The following is an 18355-nucleotide window of genomic DNA, read 5'->3' as shown; positions in this document are numbered from 1 at the left end:
CCGGGGTAGACAAGTTAACACCCCAGGTCCTCCAATTTCTGGAGGACCTGGGGTATGGTTAAAAAGGTTATTCTGGCAAGATAACAATCGCGTCACCGACGGGTCTTTCGCCGGAAGCATCGGAAGGCTGATTAACCAGTTCACCGCCGACAGCCATAGTCGATGAGCCGCCGCCATCGAGATTCATAGCTACAACTGCACCGAGACTCTTCATCAGCTTTGCGCTTTCCAGGAAGTTCACGCCGATGCTGTTGTCGGCACGACCGTCTACAGTAACAAACAACAGGTTGCCGTTTTCCTTGATACCTGCAAGCGTCCTAGGGTGTCGCTTGATAGCAAAGTTATACAGGAAGTCAGTACTCCAATAGAAACCCTCATCAGCGGCAGAAATCGCCAATTCTCCGTTTTCAATCAGGCGTGGGCCGCCATTTACAATACTATTTATGGCTTCACCCGCCGACTCTTCTCCATCTACCAATAAACTCTCCTCCACATTCAGCTTGGCTCCTGGTTGTGCATGTTGCCTAAGCCAATCGGCGTGTGAGCCAGTAGCAGCAAGTACCGCACCATCTACCGGGATGTGTCCGCCTTGGTTTCTGACTTCCCAAATCTCGCCATCCGAATCTAAAACAACTTCCAGGCCTTCACCTGCCGGTGTTTCATCGCCAAATATCGGCTTGAATAAAATCAGCTCGCTGTCATCGGTGCAGGTGACATCATGGCGCGGTGCTTCTGTCGGTACATCATCTCCGGTACCGCCACAGCTACGGATTAACCCAGGTTTCCGGTTGATGCCATCCAGGGGGATGGAAGCTCCATCGGAAGCCTCAACCATCAGTTCCGTTTCCACTTCCGCGATATCTGCCCCCGAGTCGGAAAAAACCAGACTGGTGCGGTCGCTGACAGATTCACTGACCAGTTCGCCATTAATGACAGAAGCGCCGGCCAGGTCTCCCGGTGTCCCGTCACGGGAACCGACGACAAAGTATCCGCCATTGATTGCTGCAAGGGCTCCGGTCCGCTCAGATATCTCGGTTACCCGCTCTTTTCCCTGCACCTTTCCTTGGGCGAGGGCGGAAGTGACGGTCCCATCAAAAACATCCGGATCAACTTCCAGAATATTGACTGCCCATGGACCATCTGTCCGTGTTCCGTCAAAGGCAGTAAAAAGTGTGCTGGCACTCGTGTAACCGTCTTTTTCCAGTTCTGCTTCTAACTCCTGCGCTGAACCAATGTCTTCAAACTCTCCGACGCGTACAAGATAAGCGATGTGATGTGTTTCAATATCGTTGTATTTATTATCTTTAATCTTAGTGACATAAGCCTTATAACCGTCTGCTTTTAAGCGTTTGACTAGATCCTTGCTTTCATTCTTTGTTTCCATCAGGGCGATCTGAACCGTGTATACATCAGAAGTATGGCCACGTTCAAAGTGGGTGTAGTTAACACCAGGAGCAATTTCCTCTGTTTCACGGGTTTCTTCCAGCCCTGCATTGCCAAGATCCAGTTCCATATAGGCTGATGCAGTATTTACGGAAAAACCCCCAAGTAACATCCATAAACTTAACGTGATAATCCTCAAAGAAGTGCCGACTAGCCTGTTATTGCTCATTCCATCTACTCCTTTTCTATAGATTAGTAGTCTTCGAATGTTACTTATATATTCAATTGCAATAATCCTATAGAAAAGAAGGAAAAAGGAATTAAGAACCATCAAAATTAGACAAAAGACACCCCGGAGCATCCAAAATTTGGAGGGCTCCGGGGTAAACAAGTCAACACCCCAGGTCCTCCAGAATCTGGAGGACCTGGGGTAAGGGGGGGAGGTTCGACGGGGATAGACAGGTAACGTCATTCCTCTTACAATGAAACTAATCAACGATGAGGGATGTGCGGGCAGTATGGATAGTTTCAAAAAGGTGATAGAGGCGACTTATCTGACGGCAGATCGCGCGTGGAGCTACCGGGCGATCCTCCGGTATTTCTACATCCAGCATGAGCGGATGCGCGAATTTTTATTCCCGGAGGAAATCCTGGGCCATCTCCGGCAGCTGGAAGGTTTCACCGGTTATACAGAGGACCAGCTGCACCAGGACCTCTCCGCCCTGGTAAAGTGGGGCAACCTCATTGCCAGCCAGGATTCCGGTAAGGCGAGGACAGTGGAAGAATACATAAAGAAACGATTCCGCTACCAGTGTACTGCTTACACCGTAGAGTTTGAGCGTATGCTGCAGCAGATGGAACATATGGGTGAGACGTTCGGAGGTTCGCTGGAGAAGACACAGTTCGAGCGGCTGTATCAGTCACTCGTCAAAGTCGAAGGAAGTTTCGAGAGCAATATACCATCAGAGGAAGCGGCACAGCTGTGGGAGGATGTGCTAACGTATTACCGCAAAATTACGCAAAACACGGCGGACTATCTGGCTTATCTGAACAGTGAGGAAGTCGAGCAGCGGATGCAGACCGAGGCTTTCCTGGTGTATAAGGATCAATTCACCGCTTATCTGCGGGACTTCATCATTGCACTGCAGCAGACCGCACTCCAAATTCAGGAGCTGATACAATCGGTTGACCGTAAACAATTGGAAAAGTTCCTGGAAAAAGTGGTCGCCCACCAGGAGCAGACATTCCGGTTCGAGGAGCTGGTGCCTGAAGAACGGCTGACGGAGGAACTGGAAAAGTGGCGCAGCCTGTCTGCCTGGTTTCTCGGTAATATTCATGGCGACAGCGAGTATGCGATGCTTCAGATGCGTACGAATGAGGCGATTCGACGGGTCACGCGTGTCGTCCAGCGTCTGGGGGAACGTCACCAGCATTTTCGGAGCCGCAAGCAGGATTATCTCCACCTTGCCAAATGGTTTGACAGTTTAGAAGATATCAATGAAGCTCATGAGCTGTCCGCAATCGCCTTTGGGGTGTTCCATACCCGTCACTTCCATTCGGACCACATTCCTACAGATGACATCTACTCCGATGTGTGGGAAGAACGGCCGATGGAGCATGTCACAAAGCCGAGGGTGCGGACATTTACCGAAAAGACCCGCGCCGGAGCAATGGTCCGTCATGAACAAGAAAAAGAACAGATGCGAAAGGCACACCTCAGGCAGCGGAGGCTCGAGCAGGAGCTGCTGGAGAAATATATCACCAATGGGGAAATCAGGACAGATGCATTACCGGTAATCGAAAAACATGTCCGGAAAGTGCTGCTTGCCTGGGTCGGAAAGGCGATGGCGCGCAAGGACCGGATCATCAAGACGGAGACGGGCCGACAGGTGCAGGTAGTAATAGGAAAAGGAAGGACGACGCTCGCTTCCGAGGATGGCAGTCTGGAGATGCCAAAAGTCGTATTCCGATTCCTTGACGGAGGCAGAAACCAATGACCGGAGAGTGGGTACTCCATAGAGACATCCATCACAGCAAAAGACGCCAGGGAGGTGACCGGTAATGACGGAGCCAAAAGGATTCGATGAAAAAGCAGAAGAAGCGCTGAGCATCCTGTTCGAGCAGTTTTGGGTCCTCCGTAGCGAGGAACCGGAGCTGTATCAGAAAATCCGGGAACGGGAGCATCAGCTCAAACGCTACATAAGCGACAAGTTCGGATTCGATCTGATTGTCCATCAGCATTTCATCAAGCTGGAAAAGATCCCGGTCGAAGCAAAACCATGGATGGGAATTCAGGAGTTCAGCGATCCACGTGACTATGCGATTTTCTGCTGTGGACTTGCTTTCACCGAAAACCGTTCCGTCGATGAACAGTTTCTCCTGTCGGAAATCTGCGAGGACATCAGGGATATGTACCCCGGCGCTTTTTCCCTGGACTGGACGAATTACAATCACCGTAAGTCATTGGTCCGGGCGCTGAAAAAGCTGCTTGATATGCATATCATCAAGCTGGTCGATGGGGACATTGAAATGTTCGCGGCGGATGAGAATTACGAAGCCTTGTATGAAGTGACCGTCTACGCCCGCTACTTCATCCGTTCTTATCCGGATGATTTGTTCCGTTATGATACGAAAGAAGCCATCCTCGCCAGTGAATGGCAGCGCCAGGGGACGGATGAGCGGAGGAAGCGCGTTTACCGGAAACTGCTGTTTTCCCCTGTCGTCTACCGGACCTCTGAGGATGATCCTGATTTTGCCTATCTCCGCAATTTCCGGAACCGGCTGGCTGATGACATCGAGAGCCATACACCATTTCGCCTGGAAATGTTCAAAAACGCCGCGATGCTCGTCATGGAGGAAAACCGGCAGCGATTTCACCTGTTCCCCGATCAGAAAATGACATCGATGCTCATCCTCCATTTTGCAGCATTAGTAAGGGAAAAAGTCGCACACGAAACAATCAATGCATTCGGACAGGTGAAGTGGACAGAAACTGAGTTCGACCGGATGGTCCAGCTTCTGATCGATGATTACAGCCACGGCTGGAGCAAGGCTTACAGGAACAGCGGGACGATGGCGATCCGTAATGAACTTTTCGAAGCACTGCAGGCGTGGGAGCTTGCCTATAAAGAGAAGGAATCCGGCATGTTCGTTCTTAAGCCGGCGATCGCACGGCTGATCGGCCGCTACCCGAAAGAATATCTTGAAAAAAGGCGGGAAAAAGATGGACAAGACGAATAAATGGAAAATGAACCGGGCCGGAATTGTGAATTTCTGGTATTATGACGAAGAAATTTTTGAATTCGCCAATGGAAAACTGCTCCTGCGCGGCAGCAATGGCTCGGGAAAATCAGTGACGATGCAGAGCTTTCTTCCGGTCCTTCTCGATGGGCGCAAGTCGCCGGACCGTCTCGATCCGTTCGGGTCAAGAGCTCGAAAAATGGAAGATTACCTGCTGGGGGAAAAGGAAGTTGTCGACCGCGATGAACGAACCGGCTACCTGTTCATCGAATACAAACGGGAAAACACCGACCAGTATATAACGACAGGCATCGGCCTGCAGGCGAAACGGAACAAGGCGATGAAGTTCTGGGGCTTCGTTTTGACAGACAACCGGCGGGTCGGTGAGGATTTCCAGCTTTATAAAGAAGTGAACAATGCCGGGGAAACAGAGAAGATCCCTTTTTCACGGACAGAACTGGAAAACCGGGTCGCAGGCGGCGGGCATGTCGTCCAGACGCCGGGGGAGTATGCAGCACTCGTCAATAAGTACATCTTCGGGTTTGAAACGATCGATGCTTATGAAGACTTGATCAAGCTTCTGATCCAGCTGCGCAGTCCGAAACTGTCCAAAGAATTCCGTCCGACTGCGATTTATGACATCCTCGAAGCGGCACTGCCACCGTTATCGGATGAGGATCTCCGTCATCTATCCGATACGATCGAGCATATGGACCAGACGAAGCAGCAGATCGAACAGCTGGACCGGGAACTTGCCGCAATCACCAAACTGAATGATGCATACCAGGTATACAATGAATGGAAAATTGCTGACCAGGCAGAAGAGCTGTTGAACGCCCACCGGAAGGCAGACCGGGAAGCAACGAAGCATGACGAACAGAGCGCCAGTCTCGTACGATTGCGGGACGAAATTAAAAGACTGGAAATCACAGCCCAGGAGCTCGATCAGGAAAAGGATGCCCTCGATAAAAAGGACAAACGGCTCCGCAACCATGAAGTCTGGAATTTGGAAAATGAGCGGACTTCGGAAGCGCAGGCGATTCAGGAACTGCAGGACAGTATCGGAAAAAAAGATGCCAAGTGGGACGAGCGCCGCCAGAAGGAGCTTCAGGCGATCGATGACCGTAAGAACCAGATCGATAAAATCGACACCCGGCAGGAAGAGATAGAAGATATCGTAACCGGCCTCGAAGACGATGCAGAAGCTGCTTCTTTTTCCCAGCATGACATCAACCTGCAGGATTTTCGCCGTCACAAGGAAAAGGCGTTCGATTTTGCTGTCTGGAAACAGGAAGCCGACGGGCACCTCACCAGACTGGAAGAAATCGTCGAACAATACCGTTCCTATGATCAGCTGAAAGAGCAGTATGAACAGCGTCATAAAGATATCGGAATACTGAAATTCAAGCTTGAGGGTCACCAGAGGGAAGAACAGGAATGGCTCCGTACGATGGAAGAAGACAAGGAGAAGCTGCTCCGGGACATCCATGCCTGGAGTGAAGCCCATGACTTCCTCCCGGTGGACAAGCAGGCATTGCAGCATACGTCCCGTCTGTTGCCGGCGCTCTATGACGACGCCAGCTATGAAGATATCCGGGGACTGTTCCGTACGATCCAGATAGGATATGAACAGGAAAAACGCACAGCATTATCCCGACGGGAACATGATAAAAACCAGCTGACAGACAGGATTGACGAGTTGGAGGCAGAGCTTGCCGAATGGAAGCAGAAAAAGGACCCGGAGCCCGAGCGCTCGATAGAAACGAACGATTCAAGACGACAGCTGAAAGAAGCGGGGCATTCGTTCGTGCCGTTTTATGAAGCGGTGGAATTCCAGGAGCATGTCACCGATCCGGTGCGGAAACGGCTGGAAGCCGCCTTATTAGAGACAGGAGTGCTCGACGCCCTGATTACGGAAGACCCGGTGGATCCATCGTTCGACAAAGTACTGCATGCTAAGCCCGGTATGATGGCCTACACCCTCGCTGATTATCTCGAGCCCGATGTCGAAGCCGGAAGTTCTGTTTCAAAACAACGGATTGCAGATGTGCTCCAGAGTATTTTGCTTGATGGTGATGCAGGAGGACTATCGCTTGATGAAGCCGGCCGTTACCAAATCGGTCTCGTCCACGGCCATGCTTCACCAGTGCCATCGGTCCGTTTTATCGGCCGGGCAGCACGGAAACGGTACCGGGAAGAGAAAACCCTGTTGCTGGAAGAGGAGATTGCAGGTCAGTATGAAGAAAAACGGGCAGTCGAATCGGAGATAAGTGCGTTGTATAGGGATATTGATCAGGCAGCAGCGGCAATCCGCAAGTTTCCTGGTGACGCCGACGTAAGCGAAAGCTACCGGCAGATACAGAGAAAACATATCGAGATCAGCCAGCTGAACGACCGGATCAGTCAGGCAGACGCGGAACTGAAGGAAATTTATCATCAATTCCAGGAAATCAGGCAGGAGCTCGACCAGAAAACCCGTCATTATAATCTTGAGACCTCCCGCTCTGCTTACCAGGATGCCAGTTATGTGATGCGCCAGTACGAAAAGAAACTGGCCGGCCTGACAACTGCGCACGTGGAATACCGGCACATGCTTGAACGGAAAGCCCGGCTTGACGAGCGGATCGCAGAGCTCCAGGAAGAAGTTGATGAACTGAAAGGTGAACTCAACTCCATGACCGATCAGCTGGAACGGAAACGGCGTAACTATGAGGAGATCCTCCAGCAGCTGGAACAATCCGGCATGGAGGATATCAGGAAACAAATCATGCAGGTACAGGAGCGGCTTGCTGAGGTGAACGAACAATGGCAAGATGTCCAGGGCAAGCTGCCGGCCAGTCGGAACGAATTCCGTCATCGTGAAGAGCAGCTGAAGGAACAAGCGGAAGTCTGCCGGATGTGGGAGCAGCTGGAGACTGCCTGGCGGGAAACCTTTACCCGTGAAATCCGGCTCGGCTTCGTTGTGTTACCGAAGAGTGAGAAGGACACGCTCGAGCTGGCAAGATGGGTGAAAGCAACGTATGGCTCCAGGCTTGATAGTGACCTGAATCATGTCGGCGGCCAGTTGACACGCGTATTTTACAATGAAGAATCGAACCTGGTCGAATACCGGATGCAGGAGTATGACCAGCGTGCACCAGTGCCGGAATGGATGGATACCATCTCCCGCGAAGATGCCGCCATCTATACAGATAAATGGAAACAGAAAGCCGGACGCCGGATCATCGAGCTGAACTATCAGGGTAAGCAGGTAGCCCCTGCTTATGTGCAGGCAGAAGTCGAAAAAGACCAGGCCCGGCAGGAGAGTCTCCTGGATGAGCAGGATCGCGCGCTATATGAAGAGATCCTGTTCCAGTCGGTTGGCAATAAACTGCGTGCCAGGATCCATCGCGCCGAGCAGTGGACGAAGAAAATGAACAGCTTCATGGAAAAACTCAATTCGTCCTCGGGGCTTACTTTTTCCGTGCGATGGAAACCACGCACCGCCGACAGTGAAGAAGAAATGGATACGAAAGACCTTGTGGATCTGCTGAAACGCGATGCCCGGACACTCCGTGATGAAGACCTGAATCAAATCATCGCCCATTTCCGGTCCAAAATCGAAAAAGCGAAAGAGCTGATCGCCATCAAAGGGGAAGGGCAGACGCTTCTCCAGGTGCTGAAGGAAGTGCTCGATTACCGGAAGTGGTTTTCATTCGTACTCTCGTACCGCCGGGAAGGCGAGCCGAAACGCGAGCTGACGAACCATGCCTTTTATAAATTCAGCGGCGGTGAAAAGGCGATGGCGATGTATATCCCGCTGTTCACCGCCTGTTATTCGCGTTATCAGGAGGCAAATCATGATGCACCGTACATCATTTCGCTGGATGAAGCTTTTGCGGGTGTTGATGAAAACAATATCAGGGAAATGTTCGAAATCGTCGAGGAGCTCGGCTTTGACTACATCATGAACTCCCAGGTGCTCTGGGGGGACTATGATACCATCTCCGAGCTGTCAATCTGCGAGCTCGTCCGGCCGAAAAACGCAAGTTTCGTTTCCGTCATTCATTATTTATGGGATGGTTCATCGCTACAGCTGTCCGACTTGGAAGAAGCGGAAGAACAGGAGACATTACTGTGAAGCGGTCCACACAGCTTGCAGAAGCACTCGATTATTTTCGTGAGGAGCGGGCCTTCGATCAGCTGTTTCAGCTGTTCCGGAAAAAATACCAGTCACTTGGGCGGATCGGAGGCACCGTCCGTGTAGCCCCGTGGCCTCTTGAGGATTTGGAGCCACTCGCCCGTTTTTTTGGAATGACGGTGGAAGGATTGCAGGAAAAAGGCAGCGTTTCTTTGGTGAAATTCGAACGCCAGCTTGGTGAGACGAGATTCAGTGATGTGGGTCTTAAAGAGCTGCTCGATGCTTATTTCGGTGAGACGATCCTGTCAAAAAAAGAAAGTAAATATCAGGAACAGCAGGAACTGGCCGGACGTCTCCAGCAGCTGGAAGAAGCGTTCCCGGCTCTGCAATTCTGGTTCCGCCACCTGGCTGGCAACACTGCGGACACTTACTGGATTGTGCGGCAAGTAAAGGAACAGCCGGAACCATTCATGGAGTCGTGTGCATGGCTTGAGGCAGCTTATCGGCAGCTGCCGGATGATTATGAGCGGCTGCCCCTGTTCAGCCAGCGCGTCATGTACAATCCCCATGCACTTGATGTCTCATCCAACCTCGGCAGGCTGTGGCTCCATGTGTTAAGTGTGGCGAGCGGCCGAGGCGGAGTGCTGCCGGGAACGAGCGAGGACATCAACGAACTGTTGCAGGAATACCGTCTGCTCAGGGACGACCTGTTGAACTTCGTCACCTGCGCCAACCTGCTGGCAGAGAAAGATGACGCTGTCCACCCGGTGTGGCATGCGGCTGCTTCCCTGCACATGGTCCGTAATATCCCGATCCGGGAATTGCTGACGCTGGAGCGGGTTTATCCCGTGGTGGGCTCGGACGTCTGGATCGTCGAAAACTCTAGCGTCTATTCCGGTTTGATGGACGAAGTCCCCGAAGCACCGGTGATCTGTACCCATGGTCAGTTCAAACTCGCTGGTCTGATGCTGATCGACCGTCTGGCCGACGAAGGATGCACCATCCATTATGGCGGCGACTTTGATCCTGAAGGGCTGGCCATGGCGCAGCGGCTGTTGAGTCGGCATCCGGAGCATGTCCAGCTATGGAAAATGGACCCGGACAGCTATCGCAATACCAATCCAACCGTTGAACTGGAAGACGACCGGATCAGGAAGCTGAAAGCGATCACTCACCAGGAGCTGATCGAAACTGCCCGTCTTCTTGAAACCGAACGAAAAGCCGGCTACCAGGAAGCCCTGCTGGAAGAAATGATAAAAGACTTGAAATAAACAAAACCCAACCCCGGAACCCCATGATTTGGAGGGTTGCGGGGAATACAAATACCAGACCGCCGCCAACTGCTATTATAGTAGAACTATCGAGGTTCAGGCTTCGACAGCTCCCAAATTTTTCATCAGTCTGGCATCCATAGGTGTATAGTTGAAACCTGGATCAATTTGTTCTATTTCAGGAGTTTCTTCCAGTCCTGCATGGTCGAGATCCAGTTCTATATATGCTGATACAGTATTTCCAAAAAAAACGCTAATCAACAAGAAGAAAATTAAGCAGATATTCATCAAAGAAATGCCAAATAACCTCTTTTTGCACATTCTATCTCCTCCTTGTCTATAAGCAAGATTCTTCAAAATTACTAATATATCGCTAGGGGTTGTTTAATGTTCAATTAGAGAAATGATTGATGACTCCTTGGGTGATTGCTTTGGCGACTGATTGTTGATAGTCTGCGGACTTGATCACTTTTAATTCATAAGGGTTAGAAATAAACCCCAATTCAACTAATACAGCATCTCCTATATTTTCTCGTAATACATGAAAATTTCCATGACGGACCCCATCGTTTTGTAAAGAGGTCGTGGAATTCAGCCGTGCTTGAATATCAGATGCCAGATTCCTGCCTTTTGGTTCCTGATAATAATACGTGCTTATCCCTCTCGCAGAAGGGTAATAGGAAGCATTATAATGGACGCTTATAAAGGCGTGTGTATAATAGGCTTCACTGATTCTAACCCGTTCCTCGAGCGCAAGGTAACGGTCCTTCTCCCTCGTTAAAATTACCGTAGCCCCAGCATTGCGCATGCTCTCAGCAATTCTTTCTGTCGTTGGCAATGTGAATACTTTTTCCGATGTTCCATCGAAAGCTATTGCACCGGGATCAAATCCGCCATGGCCGGCATCAAGGACTATATTTATTCCTTTTAACGGCTGTTCACTTATCTGTTCTTTCTCCCTGGATGCATATACCAGCCAACCAGCTATCCATCCATGTTTGCCATTCTCCAGCTGGATTTTTATCCAGCCGTTTGATTCTCCGAGCTTTGGGAATACATCTTCATCGGTGGCTTGTGTTATAACCTTGTAATCCGTGCTTGGCCCAGTACGGATATTTGCGACATCGACGCCAACTGTCACCTGGCTTGTATGCTGGCTGCCAGAACTTCCGGTTTTAAATAAGTATTGAGAAGCAACCCACCCGGTATCTCCTTCATAACTCACTTTTGCCCAGCCGTATTTGATATCTTTGACATGTATGATTTCCCCGTTAGGGTAGGAACCAATTACTTCAGCATCCATTGTTGGGCTGCTGCGTACATTCAGGGATGTAGCCCCGACTTCGTAATTGCCGCTTTCGTGGGCACCGGCTGAAATGATCGAAAACTGAAATAGAAGCGTCAGGAAAAATAAAAATAACCCAATACATGTTGATAAACATAAAAACAAACGGTATGTGCGGATAGTCATCTCTCCTTTATTAATCTTCTATTTTGTTACGGCATTGTAGCATTTCGACAGAAAAATACAATATTTTCTCCGGAAAACAGATAATACCTATCATAATTTTTAGTAAATATTCCTCACAAAAATAAGTGACCCCGTATAGATAAAATTCGCAAGGGTCACCATTTTTACTAGTTTTTTAATTCCAAATGTTCCTGCAGCATGTTGGAAAGTTCTTTAACTTTCTCCTCGTTCGGCATATAGTAGTATGTTTTGTTTATTTCACCGTCTTTTCCCGGAATTTCATGTTGTTTAATCTTTGAAAAAGCATCTTGATAATTGGAACGAATACCCCAGACTTCTTTCAAACTGAAGTTAGTCCTTACATTATCTTCCACGACACTAAGTATCTTTTCGATTCTGGTAATGGAAGATATACTTGTAGCTTTATTCAGCAGCCCTTTGATAACTTTACGTTGCCGTTCTTGACGGCCCATGTCTCCGCGGGGGTCTTCATGTCTCATTCGTACATAATTTACTGCTTCTTGACCCGACAGTTGTATCGTCCCTTTTTTAAAATGGTCACGCCTATAGGTGAAGACCAATTCATTATTTACTTTCACGCCGTCTATAGCGTTAATCATATCTTTCAGACCTTTCATGTCGACTCGCACAAAATAATCTACTGGGACATCCAGAAAGTTTTCAACCGTACGTATGGTCATTTCTGTCCCGCTGAATACGTAGGCATGATTGATTTTGTCTTTTTTTCCCTCGCCTACGATTTTCGTATAGGTATCACGTGGGATGCTGACTATGTGCGTAGAATTGCTGGACGGATTGACCGTCAGTAACATTAAGGTGTCTGTACGCTTATAGAGGTCTCCCTGGCTTCCTGGTTTATCGATTCCCATCAATAATATAGAAAAAGGATCTCCTTCCTCAAAGTTAATAGTTCCTCGGCGTTTATCTGATTTTTTTCGGTCAATATCTTCCTGGATATTCGTAAATGTAGAGGCTACCATGTTCCACCCGTAACTTCCAACAGCTACAATGGAAACAAGGATAAGGGTTAGCAATACAAGTATAATTTTTTTCCATTTTATTTTTCTCATCATTACCTCACCTTACATTTTGATTATACGTAGTGATTTCAGAAGAGGACTCTACCTCGTATTTTCTTCCTGTTCGGGAAACCTTCTTCCAATCCCTGTTAAAGAAATAAGCGATGCTTCCATACATAACGAAATACATGGTTATAAAACGATGAACAAATACATCGAACACAACAGTGTTCAATAAACGAATACGATCCCCTTTTTCAAATCTAAAACCATAACGTTTCACCTGAAAAAGCGCGAGCAGGTTATAAATGAAATTAAATAAGAAAATATAGGATAAGTAGACAATAATGAAACCAATAAATACAAAAGCCATATTCAGAAAGGCGTTAGCTACGAAAAACCCTGCTGTTATATAGGCAGCCAAGATTCCTACAAAGAAAGATTCAATTATGTAGAAAAACGACACAGTTTTTGTTAAAACAGTTTTCCCTAAAAACGAGCTGAAATGGACCAGGCAATCTATATAGGATTTTTGCCAGCGTATCCTTTGTTTAAATAAATCCTTCCATGTTTCAGGCAGCTCTGTATAACCGATGGCCTGCGTAATCAATAGAACTTTTTTATCCTTTTGTTTGGCTATATAGCGGTGGATTTTCAATGTAATATCAATGTCTTCCCCAACAGAGGAGCGATAGCCGCCGACATCGATCAACACCTTTTTCGAAAAAATGCCAAAAGCACCGGAAATGATAGCTAATGCCTGAAAGCGTGCCAGTGACAGCTTGGTTACATAAAATGCTTTCATAAAATCGAGCATTTGCACGCGTACCAGCATTTGCGTGCCGGCTAAGGATAGCCTTTTTAATGGATTGTTAGTCTTGGTCTGTAATACGTGGACCATCCCGCCTGCAGCTACGACTTCCGGGTTGTCGAATTTTTCGTTTATTACCTTTAATGACGGAGCAGTCAATACAGTATCGGCATCTAATGTGACAATCAATTCGTTCGAAGCGAATTCTATGCCTGCATTCAAGGCATCTGCTTTACCGCCATTTACTTTATCGACTACGTAGATGTTCGGATAAAAGCTTGATTGATAGACCTTCTTTACATCCTGGTGCGTCAATTTACCAATGGACAGCTTGGCTGATGGCTTCAGGTGTAAATGACTGTGCAAAATGGAAAAGGTCTCATCGGTCGACCCATCGTTGATATAAACCACTTCAAAGTTCTTGTAATCCAATGACTTCATACTAGTGATTGATGTTTTGATTATTCCTGCTTCGTTGAAGGAGGGAACTAAAATACTGATTCCCTTTTCAAACGCCGGGTTTCTTTTTACGATTTCATCCTCTTCCTGGAACCATGGAGTACAGTGAATTAGATGAAGCAAGGGGAAAAATAGACATAGACCAAAAAATATTGTTAGAAATAATTCCAAGTATAAAGCCTCCTCTATTATCGGATTTCCATTAACATCTTCTGGGCATCTTTAAAATTTTACAAGAGGAGAAAGTAAAAATCTTACTGATGGACTAGCAAAATAGGTAGTATGAAATCTGTCGAATTTTACTAGTTATTCGGAACTTATTGTCATCTTTTCAACAAAAGCCACTCGAGATAGAAACGGAGTTATATTACAATAATTTGGAAACAAAACATTTGTTGCAGACGGGTTTACCAACAATTAATGGTCCTGGGATAGGTCTATAATATTGGGAAGTCTTGTCGGAGATTCGGGACTATTTTGTCTATATTAGAAAATATTATTTACTAATCGACTAGGTATGACGATAATTGTAAGGGGAGGTATGCTACTAATCTATTAGAAATCCATGTAAAATGTATCAGATTGAAGGAATCTTTAAAAAATCACAAAAATAACCAGTTGGGTGTGCTATAATGTGACTAGTTTTTGCAAAAGTCAACAAAGAATCTTGGAGGGACATACATGGAAGAAACAATTTCGCTGAAGGAGATTGCGCAGGTGCTGAAGAAGCGCTTTTGGCTGATTTTGTCAACAACAGCAGGAGCAGTTATCATTGCTGCATTAATCAGTTATTTTTTTCTTACGCCTACATATGAAGCCACTACGCAATTTATTGTAAATACAAGCCAGTCGCAGGAAGAATCAGAGTTTGACGTCAATGACATACGTACCAATGTCGAACTCATCAATACATATAATGTAGTCATTAAAAGTCCGGCTATCCTGGATGATGTCGTTTCTGAAATGAACTTAAGTATGTCAGCAGACAGTCTGCGTCAAAAGCTGAATATATCCAGCGAACAGAATTCACAAGTAGTATCTGTTACAGTGACGGATACGAACCAGAATCGCGCTGCTATGGTGGCGAACACTACCGTTGAGATTTTTCATGAAAAAATTCAGGATTATATGAATGTGGATAATGTCAATATATTATCCGAAGCACAGCCGGTAGACAATCCAAGTCCCGTCAGTCCGAAGCCGTTTCTGAATATGGCAATTGCACTGGTCCTTGGACTGATGGTTGGTGTCGGGGTCGCCTTCTTATTGGAGTATCTGGATAATACGATCAAGGCAGAGAAAGATATAGAAGATAAACTGGGCTTGCCTGTATTGGGTATTATCACTCATATCAGTGAAGAGGAAATCTCGAAAGCTTCCGAAGCAGCCAATGCCACTTCACTAAGGGCGAAGGGAGGACATAGCCGTTATGCGTCGAAGCAGAAAGAAACTGTCTAATAATAAAGCACGCACGTTAATTGCCAAAATGAACCCTCGTTCCCCAATTTCGGAACAATATCGTACAATACGGACAAACTTACAATTTACTTCCGTGGATCAAGAACTCCATAGCATGATGGTTACTTCGGCAGGACCTGCAGAAGGGAAATCCCTCACGGTTTCTAATTTAGCAGTAACTTTTGCCCAGCAAGCAAAAAAGGTGCTGCTCATCGATGCCGATATGCGAAAGCCGACCCTGCATTACACTTTCCGATTGGATAACAGCCGGGGACTTAGCAGCGTACTGATTGGCGATAAAGATATACATGAGGTAATCCAACAAAGTGATATGGAAAACCTGGATTTGATGTCATCGGGTCCGATCCCGCCGAATCCTTCGGAATTACTGGGCTCCCGTGCAATGAACAACTTCTTACAAACAGCGAAACAAGATTACGATCTGGTGATATTTGATACAGCTCCCGTGTTGGCGGTTACTGATGGACAGATTTTATCGAACTTATGTGATGGAGTACTACTCGTCACCCGCAGTAAACAGACAGAGATCGATGCTGGTAAAAAAGCGGTAGATTTGCTGCATCAAGTAAATGCCAATGTACTTGGTGCTGTGTTAAATGATGTCGAACAAAAACAATCAAATTATTATTATTACTATGGCTCATAAAAAGTGCTCTCTGCGAAAGCAGAGAGCACTTTTTTATGTTCTACTTTAAGAAAGTTTACTATTTTAAAAGATTAAAGTATAAGAAAATACTAAGGCTTTCGACATCAGTACTTCGCGACAAGGCAAGTTTTCTAAAAATTTAGTCATAGTTCGACAAAACTTCCTAAATACAAGTAATCATGTATTTGCTATACTAGTTAAAAGTAATTATTTGGTAGATAAATAGGGAGAATTAGATGTTACATAGTACTAAAAGCACAGGGGGTCAAAGGATGATTGATATTCACAGTCATATACTTCCCGGAGTAGATGACGGAGCACAGTCGTTAGAAGATAGTTTAGCAATGGCTAGGGCAGCCGTTGAGCAGGGGATTGATACGATAGTTGCCACCCCGCACCACCGAAATGGAAAATATAAAAATCCACGTTTAGGGGTCTTGCATTTTGTCCAGGAACTAAATTTTGAACTAGAGCGTGCGGGAATTCCATTGACGGTATTGCCAGGCCAGGAGGCCCGGATCAATGGAGACATGGTGGAAGAGTTAAACGAGGAAGTGATGATCCCAATCAATATTGACAGCGGGTATATATTCGTCGAGCTGCCAAATGATCAGGTGCCGAATTATACGAAATCCATGTTATTCGAATTACAGCGTGCAGGTTATAAACCGATCATCGTGCATCCGGAAAGAAATAAAAAATTCATCGAGGATCCGAACTTGTTGTACCATTTTGTGAAAAGTGGAGCTTATACCCAAGTTACAGCAGGTAGTGTTGCGGGGAAATTCGGGAAATCCGTTCAGAAGTTCTCCCATCAGTTAATCGAGGCTAATCTCACCCATGTGATTGCCTCAGATGCGCATGATACAAAACGAAGAGGCTTTTTTATGAAAGAAGCTATGCGGGAAGTAAAGAAAAAGTACGGAGCCAGCTACGTGTACCATTTTACGGAAAATGCATTTTATGTTACAGACGGCCAGGTTATGGCTGCTGATCCGCCGGAACGAACCAAGCAGAAGAAGTTTCTTAAAATTTTTTAAGCTTTTTTATACAAAAATAACCTGTTAATCGATGAAGTCATTGATTAACAGGTTATTTTATAAAAAATTCAATAATATACGAATCATATTAAGTATTTATGGGGGTTTAAATAGTAGATAGATATAATTTTCCTTATAATTTTCCAAAATTTACTTCAAATGGAGGATAAATATGCTATAATACCGATAGTCGTATTCCAGATGTGTGTTTTATCTTTCTATAGGCTGATGTAAAGTAGAAAACGTACTGTAGAGTAACCTAACGAATCTAGTAATTACATATTTGTAAAACTAGTAAGTCATACTTATAAAAATCTATTAGTTTATTGGATTATATTTAAATGAACTATGGAATCATCCATGGTTTATTATTTTGTTAAAAAGGCGAAATTTGTTGCAACAGAGCAAATGCTGGCGGCCGACAAGCCAGAGCCAATCAAAAAGAAGAAAAAGTTATTTGGAATATTTTAGGGGGAGACATTATGAAAAAAGTTAGAAAAGCTATTATTCCGGCAGCCGGTTTAGGGACTCGTTTTTTACCGGCTACAAAGGCGATGCCAAAAGAAATGCTTCCAATTGTCGACAAACCAACGATTCAATACATAGTAGAGGAAGCAATTGCGTCAGGTATTGAAGATATCATTATCGTTACTGGAAAAGGTAAACGAGCGATTGAAGATCATTTTGATAATAATTATGAGTTAGAAGACAACTTGATTAAAAAAGAAAAGTTCGAATTACTAGATAAAGTTAAAGAAACATCCAATGTGGACATTCATTACATTAGACAGAAAGATCCAAAAGGTTTAGGTCATGCAGTTTGGTGTGCGCGTAACTTTATAGGCGATGAACCGTTTGCAGTTTTGTTAGGTGATGACATTGTCGAGGCTGAAAAGCCTTGTTTAAAACAGCTTATAGAGCAATACGAACAAACAGGTTCCTCTATAATAGGAGTGCAGCAGGTCCCTGACGAAGAAACTCATCGTTATGGAATAATAGACCCTAATACAATTGAAGGGCGTAGGTATAAGGTTAACAACTTTGTTGAAAAACCAGCAAAAGGGACTGCCCCTTCAAATCTAGCAATTATGGGTCGATATATTTTAACTCCAGAAATTTTCCCTTTCCTTGATAAACAAAAAACTGGCTCTGGTGGGGAAATCCAATTAACAGATGCAATCCAAAATTTAAATGTACTGCAAAAAGTATATTCTTATGACTTTGAAGGTAAGCGATATGATGTTGGAGAGAAATTAGGATTTATCAAGACAACAATTGAAATTGCTTTATTAGATCCAGAGTTGGGGGATAAGGTAAAAAAAATACTTCAACAATTATTAGAGGTTGAAGTAGATGCTAAATAATTCAGAATATAACCAAAAAAGAAAGTTGGTG

General features: G+C 45.9%; 13 protein-coding genes. 8 read left to right on the top strand and 5 right to left on the bottom strand.

Going from position 1 to position 18355, the window contains the following annotated elements; translation table 11 throughout:
• Window positions 1–67: 67 nt before the first annotated feature.
• Window positions 68–1612: a phosphodiester glycosidase family protein gene (locus P855_RS20995; RefSeq protein WP_051353219.1), complete on the bottom strand. Its 1545-nt coding sequence runs from the start codon at window positions 1610–1612 to the stop codon at window positions 68–70.
• A 289-nt stretch (window positions 1613–1901) separates the two neighbouring features.
• Here P855_RS20995 and P855_RS0113255 point away from each other — a divergent pair, with 289 nt between their 5' ends.
• From P855_RS0113255 to P855_RS0113240, 4 genes are all read left to right on the top strand, one after another.
• Window positions 1902–3380 (top strand): TIGR02677 family protein, encoded by a 1479-nt coding sequence (locus P855_RS0113255; RefSeq protein WP_037986057.1) that lies wholly within the window; start codon window positions 1902–1904, stop codon window positions 3378–3380.
• 64 nt (window positions 3381–3444) lie between these two features.
• Window positions 3445–4623 (top strand): TIGR02678 family protein, encoded by a 1179-nt coding sequence (locus tag P855_RS0113250; protein ID WP_028784019.1) that lies wholly within the window; start codon window positions 3445–3447, stop codon window positions 4621–4623.
• Window positions 4607–8743, top strand: coding sequence for a TIGR02680 family protein (locus tag P855_RS0113245; RefSeq protein ID WP_028784018.1), 4137 nt, complete (start codon window positions 4607–4609; stop codon window positions 8741–8743). The genes P855_RS0113250 and P855_RS0113245 overlap by 17 nt, the downstream gene beginning before the upstream one ends.
• Window positions 8740–10014, top strand: a complete 1275-nt coding sequence (locus P855_RS0113240) for a TIGR02679 family protein (RefSeq protein ID WP_037986053.1) — start codon at window positions 8740–8742, stop codon at window positions 10012–10014. The genes P855_RS0113245 and P855_RS0113240 overlap by 4 nt, the downstream gene beginning before the upstream one ends.
• 96 nt (window positions 10015–10110) lie before the next feature.
• Here the strand turns inward: P855_RS0113240 and P855_RS0113235 are convergent, their stop codons facing one another.
• The 4 genes from P855_RS0113235 to P855_RS0113220 form a co-directional block, all read right to left on the bottom strand.
• On the bottom strand, window positions 10111–10335 hold the full coding sequence (locus P855_RS0113235) for a hypothetical protein (protein WP_028784016.1): 225 nt from the start codon (window positions 10333–10335) through the stop codon (window positions 10111–10113).
• 70 nt (window positions 10336–10405) lie between these two features.
• Complete coding sequence (locus P855_RS21545; RefSeq protein WP_051353218.1) at window positions 10406–11485, bottom strand: N-acetylmuramoyl-L-alanine amidase; 1080 nt, start codon at window positions 11483–11485, stop codon at window positions 10406–10408.
• Window positions 11486–11652: 167 nt separating this feature from the next.
• Window positions 11653–12576, bottom strand: a complete 924-nt coding sequence (locus tag P855_RS0113225) for an LCP family protein (RefSeq protein WP_028784015.1) — start codon at window positions 12574–12576, stop codon at window positions 11653–11655.
• Between the two features lie 7 nt (window positions 12577–12583).
• Window positions 12584–13966: a glycosyltransferase family 2 protein gene (locus P855_RS0113220; RefSeq protein WP_028784014.1), complete on the bottom strand. Its 1383-nt coding sequence runs from the start codon at window positions 13964–13966 to the stop codon at window positions 12584–12586.
• Window positions 13967–14476: 510 nt separating this feature from the next.
• Here P855_RS0113220 and P855_RS0113215 point away from each other — a divergent pair.
• The 4 genes from P855_RS0113215 to galU all read left to right on the top strand — a co-directional run bounded on the left by P855_RS0113215 (window position 14477) and on the right by galU (window position 18324).
• Window positions 14477–15253 carry a YveK family protein gene (locus tag P855_RS0113215; RefSeq protein ID WP_028784013.1) on the top strand — a complete coding sequence of 259 codons (777 nt, stop codon included), beginning with the start codon at window positions 14477–14479 and terminating at the stop codon, window positions 15251–15253.
• Window positions 15225–15920: a CpsD/CapB family tyrosine-protein kinase gene (locus P855_RS0113210; protein ID WP_028784012.1), complete on the top strand. Its 696-nt coding sequence runs from the start codon at window positions 15225–15227 to the stop codon at window positions 15918–15920. Before P855_RS0113215 ends, P855_RS0113210 begins: the two co-directional genes overlap by 29 nt.
• A gap of 272 nt (window positions 15921–16192) precedes the next feature.
• Window positions 16193–16960, top strand: a complete 768-nt coding sequence (locus tag P855_RS0113205; RefSeq protein WP_028784011.1) for a tyrosine-protein phosphatase — start codon at window positions 16193–16195, stop codon at window positions 16958–16960.
• 482 nt (window positions 16961–17442) lie between these two features.
• Window positions 17443–18324 (top strand): UTP--glucose-1-phosphate uridylyltransferase GalU, encoded by an 882-nt coding sequence (gene galU, locus P855_RS0113195; RefSeq protein WP_028784010.1) that lies wholly within the window; start codon window positions 17443–17445, stop codon window positions 18322–18324.
• Window positions 18325–18355 lie beyond the last annotated feature (31 nt).

Source organism: Thalassobacillus devorans MSP14 (assembly GCF_000496835.1).
In the GTDB taxonomy this organism is placed as follows: domain Bacteria; phylum Bacillota; class Bacilli; order Bacillales; family Halobacillaceae; genus Thalassobacillus; species Thalassobacillus devorans_B.
Note: the sequence above shows the minus strand (reverse complement) of the source record. Positions and strands in the feature narration are given on the sequence as shown.